The sequence below is a fragment of the Leucobacter soli genome (assembly GCF_042659205.1).
Lineage (GTDB): Bacteria > Actinomycetota > Actinomycetes > Actinomycetales > Microbacteriaceae > Leucobacter > Leucobacter soli.
Genome location: NZ_JBHSRW010000069.1, coordinates 1 through 11168 on the forward strand (window position 1 = coordinate 1; position 11168 = coordinate 11168).

The window sequence follows — 11168 nt, forward strand, 5'->3', positions numbered from 1 at the left end:
GCCCGGCGAGCAGCCCGGCGCCGCACGCCCGGGCCTCACCCGTCGCGGGGTACTCGCGGTGGCAGCCGGCGGTCTCATCGCCGGCACCGTCGTCACGCTGAGCGGGTGGACACCGCTACCCAAGCCGATCCTTGCACCGAGCGGGGGCGGCACCCGCAGCCCGCTGCCGATCCCGCCGCTCGCCGAACCCGAGGTTGCCCATGACGGCACCCGCATCTTCTCCCTCACCGCGCAGACGGGGGAGAGCCGCATCCATCCGGGCGGGCCGACCCCGAGCTGGGGCTACAACGGCGCCTTCGCGGGCCCCACGCTGCGCGCCGCTGAGGGCGACCGGGTACGCATCGTCGTGCGCAACGAGCTCCCCGAGACGACCACCGTGCACTGGCATGGGATGAAGCTCCCGGCGCAATACGACGGCGGCCCGCACCAGCCCATCGCCCCCGGTGAGGAATGGGTCGCCGAGTGGGAGGTGGAGCAACCTGCCGCGACCTGCTGGTACCACCCGCACACCCACGGCACCACCGAAGCGCAGGTGGGTCGCGGCCTGATGGGTCTGTTCATCCTTCAAGACGAGCTCAGCGAGTGGAGCGGGCTCCCGGTCGACTACGGCGTCGACGACGTACCCGTCCTCGTCACCGACCGCAGCTTCAACGCGGACGGCTCTTTCGCCGAGCGCGAGCGCACCGCCTTCGGGTTGCTCGGGGACACTCTCCTCGTCAACGGCGCGCTCTCCCCGACATTTGAGGTCACCCGTCAGCTCACCCGCCTGCGTCTCCTGAACGGTTCCTCGGCGCGTACCTACCACTTCGTTGTTCAAGGGGCGTCGATGACGCTTATCGGTACGGAGGCGGGACTGCTGCCCGGCCCTGCGCCGATCAACAGCGTCACCCTCACCCCCGGGGAGCGGGCTGAAGTCCTCATCGAACTCGAACCCGGGCAGACCGCCATGCTGCAATCGGTGCCCCATTCGCTCGGGCTCCTGCAGAGCACTTCCCGCGCCGCCGGCGCCGACGACCGCTTCGACGTGCTCGAACTGCGCGCCGCAGCCAGCTTCGACGGCCCCGCCCTCGCGGTCGCCGAGCTCAGCATGCTCGCCGCCGCCCTCCCGCCGCCATTCGAGACACCAGACGTGACCCGTTCGATGGTGCTCACCAACAACCGGATCAACGGTGCCACAATGGAGATGAGCCGCGTCGACCAGGTCGTCACCCTCGGCGCGCGCGAACGCTGGGTCGTCGACAATCAGCACCACCTGCCCCACAACCTCCATATCCACAACGCGCGCTTCATGATCGTCAGCGTCGGCGGAGAACCCCCACGTGACTTCGAACGCGGCTGGAAAGACACGGTCTACGTGCCCCCGGGACGCCCCGTCGTGATCGATGTCGAGTTCGGTCGCAGCAGCGACCCCGAATGGCCCTATATGTTCCACTGCCACTGGCTCATGCATCACGACATGGGCATGATGGGGCAGTTCGTCGTGATCGACGACACCCAGGAACCGCCCACCGCGATCAGTACCCCCGCCGTGCGCGCGGCCAACACCGCAGGAGGCAAGCATGGCGCCCACTAACGACACCGCCGCACGACCGAGCGGGCACCAGCAGCTGCTCCGGGCGATCGTGCGCTGGGTGCTCATCGTGCACGCCGCGCTGCTCGTCGTCCAACCCTTCATCGCTGGCACGATGCTCGACGGCCGTAGCGCCGGCGCGCAGGCCTGGCATCTGAACATCGGCATGGCCCTGCCCGCTATCGGATTTCTGCAGATCGTGGTCACCCTCCTTGCCTGGCGACTTGCTCGCTGGCCCCAGGGCGCGTTCACGGGTTCGATCGCCGTCTGGCTGCTCGAGCTTGCCCAGTTCTTCATCGGCTATTTGGGTCTGCCGCTCGCGATACATATCCCGCTCGGCCTGCTCCTCATCGTCGCCGGCGTCGGCATGGCTTACTACTACAGCTACCGGGCCGTGCCCGATGCACAGGAGCCCGCCAGCACCCCAGCCGAGGCTCGCCCGAACTGAACCCAGAGATCAAGAGAAGAGACACACAATGGAAACCGACACTCGCCGCATCCTCATGCACGCCCTCGGAGCCGTCCTGACGGTCGGCCTGCTCGGAAGCCTCGCCGCCTGCGCCGCCACAAAACCCGAGGTCACCCCCTCCGCCGATGACGCCGCCCCCGCCGTCACGGTACGGGCCTACGACAACGCCTACGACATGGCCGAGGTTGAAGTCATCGAGGGCGAAGCGGTGCGCTGGGTGTTCGAGGGACAAAACGAGCACGATGTCGTCGCCCAAGACGCGAGCTTCGTGAGCGACCTCATGCGACAGGGCACCTTCACCCACGTCTTCAACCAGGCCGGCAGCTACGAGTACGACTGTTCCATTCACGCGGAGATGAAAGGCGTCGTCAATGTAACGGCTGACTGACCCGTGCCCAGGATCCCGCACGCAGAGCGCCTCTGCCCGACCGCTGCATCCGTCTCGAGCAGTCCTCATCCGTCCAGCCTCCCCTGTGTAGATTCGAACCATGACCACAAGCGCTGAGACACCGCTACGTCGACGACGCATCGGCTTTGCCTGGTTCTCGATCGTGGCCGGCGTCGTCGGCTGGTTCGCCTCTTTTGAGCTGCTCACCGAGTACATCAAGACTTTGCAGGAACCCGCCCACGCTCCCAACTGCAACATCTCGAAGCTCGTCACTTGCGGGCCGAACATGGACTCCTGGCAGGGTTCCCTTTTCGGGTTCTCCAATACCATCATCGGCGTCACCGCCTTCACCGTCCCGATCCTCGTTGGCGCCGCGATCCTCGCCGGGGCCCACTTCGCCCGATGGTTCTGGCGGCTCTATTGCCTCGGCCTCCTCGGAGGCATCGTCTTCATCACCTGGCTGCAGTACCAGAGTTTCTACTCTCTCGGCACCCTCTGCCCCTGGTGCATGGTCGTCTGGACGGCCATGATCCCGCTCTGGTGGATCACCCTCGCAAAGGCCGGCGCCGACGGCGACCTCCTCCCAGGCGACTCCGCCATCCGTGGGCTCAAAGGATTTGCATCCTGGGCATGGGTCGCGATCCTCCTCCACTTCGTCGTCGTGGCTGTCGTCGCACAACTCGCGGTCGATTGGCTCTTGGAGTTCCGGCTCTGATCCCTGATGGTCGTAGGCGGAACTCCCAGCCGCCCGTGGTTATCTTCACAGGCAAGGGCGCTCGCTCTGTCATACGCTGACATCATGAACTGCCCGAGTGACGGAACCACCCTGCTGATGAGCGAACGACAGAGCGTCGAAGTCGACTACTGCCCGCAGTGCCGGGGTATCTGGCTCGACCGGGGCGAGCTCGACAAGATCCTCGAGCGCATGCAGGCTGATCCCGTCGCAGAACCGGCCCAACAGTACTCCGAACCCCACCGCGAGCAGTCCCGCTACGATGACCGCGACGAACGGCGCTACGACGACCGCCGGCGCGATCCCCGCTATCGCAAGAAGAAGAGCCCCTTCGAGTTCCTCGGCGACATCTTCGAAGGCTAAGGCGCGCGCCAGTTTGGGTGAACGTTGAGCTAGTGAACTCCCCCCGCGGGGGATTCATTCAGACCAGCTAGGCAGTCAGACGCCTTCTAATTCTGGGCTCGAGAAGGCGCTCTGCTCACAACAGTTTGCTTTGGGAAGGAACTACTGAGTGGTCGCACGGTCAGTGAGCGTGAACTCCTGAAACCGTTTAGCAAACCCATACAGATACCCGACTTCTACGAACTTGTCGCCGTCCAGCACGGCAAGATCTCGGGCAAAGGCGACGAGAACCCTCAGTGACGACGGCCGAGATCGATGGAGCCGACCTCGGCACCGCCCAAGGTTGGGTTGCGAAGGCTCTCAGTCGTGACTGCTCCGCCAGGTCGACGCGGGCGAGCGGGATAGGTGGCTGGTCTACTGGAGGGGACTGCTGTGGGTTTGGATGTCAAGTAGTCACCGAAACCCACAGCAGTCCTCATTCGCAAAGACACCGACCTCGCGCTCCACAGCCACCCCATCCAACCCAAATCCTCCTATCCCCTCGCATCCCACCGAATCCCCACCGCGCCTTGATGACCCCTTCTCTCCCGAATGAACGTATGCTACATTGTGTAGTTGCAAGAACATGATTATAGTGAGGCGGTGAATCTCATGCATGGCGGCGTGATCCTGTTTCGGGGCACCGGGGCCGATGCGCTGCGCTATGTCGAGGCCGACCGTTCGCGTGCTGATGACTACTACCTGAGCGATGAGGCAGGTATCAACTACGCCGTGCTCGATGCGAGCGGCGAGACGGTGACGGTTCGGGCGCTCTCGAACGAGGAGTATGCGGGCTGGGTGGACTGGATCAACCCCGATACGGGCGAGCGGATGGGGCGGCCGCGTCTCGCCGGGCAGGATCGCCTGGGATCGCCCAGGTTCGCGGAAATGACGATCAACGGACCTAAGTCGCTCTCCATCGCCGCCGCACTGCATCCCGAGGTGTCCGAGGCGCTGGATCGTGCGCAGCAGGACGCGTTGGTGGAGATTCGACGGTGGCTCGCGCAGCATTCCGTGACTCGGGTCGGCCCGCGCGGCGCGCAGGAGGTCGTGCCGGTGGAGCACATGCAGGTCGTCGGGATTACGCATCGCACGTCTCGTGCGGGTGACCCGCACCGGCACATTCATATGCAGATCGGGACTCGCGCATGGGCTGCTGGGAAGTGGCGTGCGCTCGATACCGCCGCGATCTTCCGACAGCAGGGCGCGATCCGCGCTCTGGGCACCGCTGTGATCGCCGCGCACCCCGAGCTTGCGGAGGTGCTGGATCGGCACGGCCTTACCCTCGACCCGGTTACCGGCGAGGTAGTCGAGCTACAGCCGTTCAATGTGCTGATGAGCAAGCGCGGAGAGCAGGTGCGCCGGAACCTCGAATGCCTCGAAGCCGAATGGGAAGCCGCGCACCCCGGCGAGTCGATGGGGCCGGTCGTGTCCACCAGGCTCACCGCGCAGGCGTGGGCGCATGAGCGGCCCGCGAAGAAGCCGACGACGTTGCGGGAAGAAGCCGCGTGGCTGAGCGAGCTGCGCGACGCCGGCTACGACCCCGGGACGTTGCGCCGGCCTCAACCGAGCGCGCCGGTGTCGCTTGATGAGTTGTCGGTGCAGCAGCTCGCGTCGCGCACGCTCGACCGTTGCGCCGCCGCTGCATCCGCGTGGACGAGGCACACGGTGCAGGAGCATGCGACGCGCATCATCACCGAGGCCGGGGTGCGCGCAACCGGCCAAGAGTTGCGCGACCTCATCACCGTTGCAACGCGGCTTGCGCTTGAAGACTGCTTCTCCGTGCTCTCACCCGGAGCTGCAACCCCGGAGCATGTCGCGCACCTCACCAGCCTGCGAGTCGTGCAGGCCGAAACGGAGCTACGCGACCTCATCGCCGAGCTGGTGCCGAAACACGAACCGCGATACCCGGATGTGCAGGCGGGCGACCTCGATGCCGGGCAACAGCAGGCCGCCGCTGCCGTCGCATCTGCCGATCCGCTCGTGATCGTGGAGGGCGCAGCCGGGGCGGGTAAGACCACGATGCTGGGTGTTGCAATCGAGGCCGCGGCGCAACACGGTCGGGCGTCACTGGTGGTTGCGCCGACGTTGCGCGCCGCGCTCGTTGCGCACGAAGAACTCGGCGTGCCGACCGCGAGCGTTGCCGCGCTCGTTCACGCCCACGGCTGGCGCTGGAACGACGACGGTGTGTGGTCGCGCCTCGCGCCGGGCGACACCGACCCCGAGACAGGCCGCGCTTATCGTGGCCCGTCCGAGAGCGCGCGGCTCGTGCGGGGTGAGCGGGTGATCGTGGACGAGGCCGGGATGCTCGACCAAGACACCGCCATAGCCCTGCTCACGGTCTGCACCGAAGCGGGCGCGACCGTCGCGCTGGTTGGAGATCGGGCGCAGCTCGCAGCCGTCGGGCGGGGTGGCGTGCTCGACATGGCGGTGCAGCTCAGGGACCGGACGGTCGACATGGCCGAGGTACACCGCTTCACCGACCCCGCATACGCTGACCTCACCTTGCAGATGCGCGACGGCAGGAACCCCGGTCAAGTGTTCGACCGACTCGCATCTCTTGGACTGGTGCGCATCCACGCGAGCAGCGACGAGCTACGCGACCACATCGCCAAGGCGCGGCAAGACGGCGATGCCGTCACCGTCACCTCGAACGAGGAAGCGCGCGCCGTGAACTCGAGTATCCGCGATGAGCGCGTGAGACGCGGCGAGGTCGACGACCACCGCACCGTGTACGGCAGCGATGGCCTCCCCATCGGCGCAGGCGACCTCATCCAAACCCGCAAGAACCGCACTGAACTTGGCGTGGCGAATCGGCAGCACTGGATCGTGCAGCACGTTGCAGATGACGGCACACTGAGCGTCCTCGAAGCTGCGAGCGGTCGGAAGCGACAGCGTACCGTCCACCTCCCCGCCGGCTATGTGGCTGAACACGCCCACTTGTCGTATGTAGCAACCTCCTACGGCGTGCAGGGCGCAACCGTCGAGGGGTCGCACACGCTCCTCACCGAATCGACCAGTGCCGCGAGTGTCTACGTCGGCATGACCAGGGGCCGGAACGAGAACCTGCTGCACGTCGTGGCTGAAAACCATGCCGAGGCCAGGGCGCAGTTCGTCGCCGCTATGGAACGCGACCGCGCCGACCACGGCCTCAACGACGCGACCGAGCGCGCAATAGAGGCGGTGCGCGGCCTCGTGAGCGACGGCCCCGTGAAGCTAGTCAATGACGAGGTTGCCCGTCTCGTGCACGAGGCCGAGCGCAGCGAACGAACAGCAGTGATGTGGGAGCAGATCGCGGAACGGCTCGACCAGCAGCGTGCCACGCATCGAGCGGAGGATGTGCAAAGCACCGAGACGATCCGCGCCGTCGAGATTCGCGCGGCCAAGGCCCGCGCCGAGGTCGTCGCGGAGTTGGTGCCGCAGGCGGTCGAGGACGGCGTGACCTACCTCACCGCAAATACCAACGAGAGCGCCGCATCAGATCGGCGCGTAACGGTTGGCAGGTTCGGGCGACGCAAGGCACGGCAAGAGCACCATGCCGCGACCGAGCACACCCGAACGGCACGCAAGCGGGCGCGTGACGCCTGGGGCAGTCTCCCGCTCCAGGCCGATGCGCTTAGTGAGTGGGCGGTGACGGCCGCCGAGCGTCGAGCTGAGGACGACCCGCGCGTGCTCGACGCCGCCCGTGGCCTCGCTGCTGCACAGGCGAAACACGCGGGACTCAAAGACCGGCATGACCGTGAACGCATCGCGCTACTCGCGCAAGAGTTGGGAGCCGACCGAGTGCGCCGTGACCCGATACGAGTACGGTTCATCCGCCCCGAGCGCGAAGCCCGCGACGCTCACTCACGGGCGACGGAGGCTCGCCGCGAAGCTCAGGAACTGGGTGCCCTGCCGCCCGAGGAAGCCGCCACACTAATCGAAGCAAAGCAGGCAGCAGCCGAGCAGAGCGCCTCCGAGCGCGCGCGACGACTGCGTGAGCACCTCGAGCGCACGAGCACCCAGCCGGAGCCGAGAAGAGGCGGTCCAAGCCTGGGGTTCTAGCTGATCCGAGCACGGTCCGAGTGGTCGCGTGCCCTGCTGTGAGAATAGACAGCATGGGCGTTCAGAGAGTGGCGCCAAACTTGACCGTTACTGACCTGCCCACAGCAGTTGCGGAGCACCAGGCGCGTTAGATGCTCGTGCGGAGGCACAGGTTTCGTCGGGGAGCGGGCGGGTCATTAGTTAGCAGGCCAGCGGAGTCGCCTGCGATACTAAATGGATGGCCTTTAAGAGCACTAAGCCGGAGTACTCGAAGAAACGTGTTCAAAAAGCGGGGCTGACGGCACTCGATAGAACTGCTTCGTTCACAGAGCAGGCAGAGGCGATCCAAGTTTTGAATAATTGGCGCGCGGCTCACGCGGTTCCGTTACGTTGGATTGCTCAGAATGTCCGAAATGCGGCGCATAAGGTCAATCAGAAAAGTATTGTTGCTCGTCGGCTTAAGCGCATGAGGTCGGTGCTGCATAAGCTTGAACGCTATCCAAAGATGAACGCGGCCAGAATTCAGGACTACGGAGGCGTTCGGGCGATTATGTCCAGCGTTTCGGAAGTAAATGAGGTTGCGAAACGATTGAGAACGTCTCGGCAACGGCATGCGCTCGTCCGTGAAACTAATTACATTGAGACCCCTGACACAGATGGATACCGGGGTATTCACTTGATCTTTGCGTTTGAATCGAGCAATTACCCTCACCACTCAGGATTGGCTGTTGAAGCTCAGATTCGGACGGAGATACAACACGCCTGGGCAACCGCCGTGGAGACGATGGGATATGTAACTCGACAGCCGCTCAAGTCTGACATGGGAGATCCGGAGATTCTTGAGTTCTTCAGGGAACTGTCTAGCGAGTTCGCACTTTTCGAGGACAGCCCCTTGGTGCCAGGAACCATTCCAAACCGAGAAGAACGCATCGCGAGAATTCGTGAGCTTGAGTCGAAGCATTCTGTGGAGAGTCGACTATCTGTCTATGCGGTCATTAATGCGGGCCGCGAAAGATATATGGCAGGTGCCGCCTACGCGCTTCTTGCGATTGAGGGCGATACTCTCCGCATAACCCGCTTCTTGTCATTGGAGAAGGCTGAAGCTGCATATGCAGAGGCCGAGAAAGATCAATCTGTGGATGTTGTTCTAGTTTCCGCTGATGATATGGAAAGCCTTGAAAAGGCATACCCAAACTACTTCGCCGATACCGAGATGTTCCGGGGTCTTTTGGACGAGGTGCTAAGCGACTGAGCAATCTAGATCGTACAGAGACACCTCTGCCTGACATGCAGTGATGAGTTGTCTTTGATGCGTTCCGAAGGAAGTAGTATTTCATGTGATGGCTCAGATGGAACGACGGGATGTCTCCAGGTACTACTACTACCTAGATGAGCCGGGCGGTGCTTCCAAGAAACACTGGATTGAAGACCCGAACGATGGAAGTAAGTGGCTCTTTAAATCTGTTCGGATCCATAAAAATGGGCACCGCACCACTTCAGATCTTTCCGAGGTGGCCGCGTACCGAGTGGCAAATGTTATCGGTATTCCAGCCGCCGAGTACGCGCTTGCGGTGCGGGACGGCGAGGAAGGTTGTATCTCTCGCGATATCGGGCTGCCTGGATATGAACTTGATGAGGGATGGAAGTGGATCAGAAGTCACCATGCTTCGCTGATTCCTTCTGTGGTGCGAGGGACAGATGATCCTCCGGTACGACAGCCGTCCGGCTATAGCTACGAGAACCTGCGAGCATGTTTGACCGGGCTGAAGTCCCCGCCTGGGTTCGAGACTGTGCCAGATGGGTACACCCTCTTCTGTGGGTACTTGCTGCTTGATGCGTTGGTCGCGAATACTGATCGGCATGAAGCCAATTGGGGCGTGATGCGAGCGCCGACGGGAAGCGATCGGAGGGATCTACTCGCTCCAACTTTTGACCATGGTGCGGGGCTCGGTTATCAGTTACTTGACTCGAAGAAGCAGGAATTGTTGGAGATCCGTGAGGACCTCTCCGCCTGGTGTGATCGAGGGAAAGCAATGCGTTTCGCAAAGACGGTAGGGGGTAACACACTGACCCTGGTAGACTACTTCGTTCAGGCTTCGCGACTTGCCGATCATGCGACGGTGGGCCACTGGATTGACAACGTACGATCAGAACTAACGGCAGACGAGCTTGAGAGGCTCCTGCCTCCTGTGGCGGGAATGTCGGAGGTATCGACTAAGTTCGCCATTGAAGTCATCGCAGAGAACGTCAGGAGGGTGCTAGATGGTATTCGATAGCGTATCCATACTCCCAGCCGCATCCACAGCTCAGCAGCTGATTGTGACGTGGCAGAACCCGGAACTGCGTGCGATCTATCCTGTGGGGGTCCTTGCGAAGGATGAAGGGCAGTTTTCCTTCGCCTATCTACGGAAGGCTTCCGATGCGCAGGGGTTCAGGCCCTTTGCGGGGTTCGACAACATGCAAAAGATCTATAGGTCGGATCGTCTCTTTGATTTCTTTGAGTCGCGAGTGCTGTCTGCAAAGCGTCCGGACTTCGCAGAGTATGTGACGAAGTTGGATCTCGATATTGACCACGCGACTCCGTGGGAGTTGCTGGTTAAGAGTACAGGCAAGACCAAGGGCGACACGGTCCAACTCTTTCCTGTTCCGCGGCAGCACGGAGATGAGTTGAGGCTTCCGCTACTCATTGCAGGCACACGTCACTTAATGTCCAAAAAGGTGTCTTACTTAGAGCAAGAGGACGGCAAGTACACACCTGAGGAACTTGAAGAACTCCTGTCGGGCCTTTTGTCTGGGGAGGAGCTTGAGATCGTTCGTGAACATGACAATGCGACTAGCAATGTCGCCCGACTCACTCTTCAGTCCTCACGTCGGCCAATTGGTTACCTGCCGGAATGGATTGCTGAGGAAGTTGATACTCTCATCGATCAAGGGCAGGTAAAGCTCTTTGTGAAGCGGGTGAACCCTCCGGAGATGGGTTGGCATTTGCGCGTGCTCGCGGACTTGGTTATCTCTTCGGCTGACGGGCCGATGTTCGCATCGGACGACTGGTCGTTAGCTGACCAGTAGCAGTTGTGCGTTGGAGTTAGGGAAACGCAGACTTTAAGGGCTCTGCTCGGTTGATGTTGAGATGCCGATGGATCGTGCCATATTTGTGCCATAAATCCCGTGAGAAGCAACTGAAACTCACTGACACTCACCGACGGGAACCGCGTTTTTCTGCCGATCCACCTATATATAAGGTGTGGAAAAACCCCTGATCAATCTGAAAATCGAAAGGTCACCGGATCGATGCCGGTCGGAGCCACGTAGCGGAGATTACACCGCTACTGAACCCTCAAGAGGCTTCTACTCTTGGGGGTTCGCTTGTTTTTCCCTGGTCAGACTGGGTTTCTGAGGGGCTCAGTCGCCACTCTGCCCGGCTCCTATCGTCATCCTGCGCGCAGTCGCAGGATCCATTTCGGGGGTTAGAGACCGAGCCCGCGGTGACCTTGGGCCATATTTGGGCCATTACGGCGGCCCGAGTTGGGGGTTACCGGCCAAAACGTGTGGATGGCGTTGGGCGTGTCATCCTCTGCCTGCCCAGCCGCTTCGGAGCCAGAGC

General features: G+C 62.5%; 9 protein-coding genes. All 9 read left to right on the forward strand.

Features of this window, described 5'->3' with window-relative positions; all coding sequences use genetic code 11:
• A partial coding sequence (locus tag ACFPZL_RS06315; protein WP_382334904.1) for a multicopper oxidase family protein occupies positions 1-1573 on the forward strand: 1573 nt, incomplete at its 5' end.
• Positions 1560-2018 (forward strand): hypothetical protein, encoded by a 459-nt coding sequence (locus tag ACFPZL_RS06320; RefSeq protein WP_218116196.1) that lies wholly within the window; start codon positions 1560-1562, stop codon positions 2016-2018. The genes ACFPZL_RS06315 and ACFPZL_RS06320, both read left to right, overlap by 14 nt.
• A gap of 28 nt (positions 2019-2046) precedes the next feature.
• Positions 2047-2427: a cupredoxin domain-containing protein gene (locus ACFPZL_RS06325; RefSeq protein ID WP_218116197.1), complete on the forward strand. Its 381-nt coding sequence runs from the start codon at positions 2047-2049 to the stop codon at positions 2425-2427.
• A gap of 100 nt (positions 2428-2527) precedes the next feature.
• Positions 2528-3142, forward strand: a complete 615-nt coding sequence (locus tag ACFPZL_RS06330; RefSeq protein ID WP_218116198.1) for a vitamin K epoxide reductase family protein — start codon at positions 2528-2530, stop codon at positions 3140-3142.
• Between the two features lie 84 nt (positions 3143-3226).
• Entirely contained in the window at positions 3227-3523 is a 297-nt protein-coding gene (locus tag ACFPZL_RS06335; protein ID WP_218116199.1) for a TFIIB-type zinc ribbon-containing protein, read from the forward strand.
• A gap of 630 nt (positions 3524-4153) precedes the next feature.
• Positions 4154-7585: a MobF family relaxase gene (gene mobF, locus ACFPZL_RS06340; RefSeq protein WP_218116207.1), complete on the forward strand. Its 3432-nt coding sequence runs from the start codon at positions 4154-4156 to the stop codon at positions 7583-7585.
• Between the two features lie 217 nt (positions 7586-7802).
• Positions 7803-8816 carry a RelA/SpoT domain-containing protein gene (locus ACFPZL_RS06345; RefSeq protein WP_218116200.1) on the forward strand — a complete coding sequence of 338 codons (1014 nt, stop codon included), beginning with the start codon at positions 7803-7805 and terminating at the stop codon, positions 8814-8816.
• An 88-nt stretch (positions 8817-8904) separates the two neighbouring features.
• A complete protein-coding gene (locus ACFPZL_RS06350; RefSeq protein WP_218116201.1) occupies positions 8905-9840 on the forward strand; it encodes a HipA domain-containing protein in 936 nt (311 codons plus the stop codon).
• A 43-nt stretch (positions 9841-9883) separates the two neighbouring features.
• The gene (locus ACFPZL_RS06355; RefSeq protein ID WP_382331116.1) at positions 9884-10633 is read left to right on the forward strand and encodes an HIRAN domain-containing protein; all 750 of its coding nucleotides are present in this window, start codon (positions 9884-9886) and stop codon (positions 10631-10633) included.
• Positions 10634-11168: the final 535 nt, after the last annotated feature.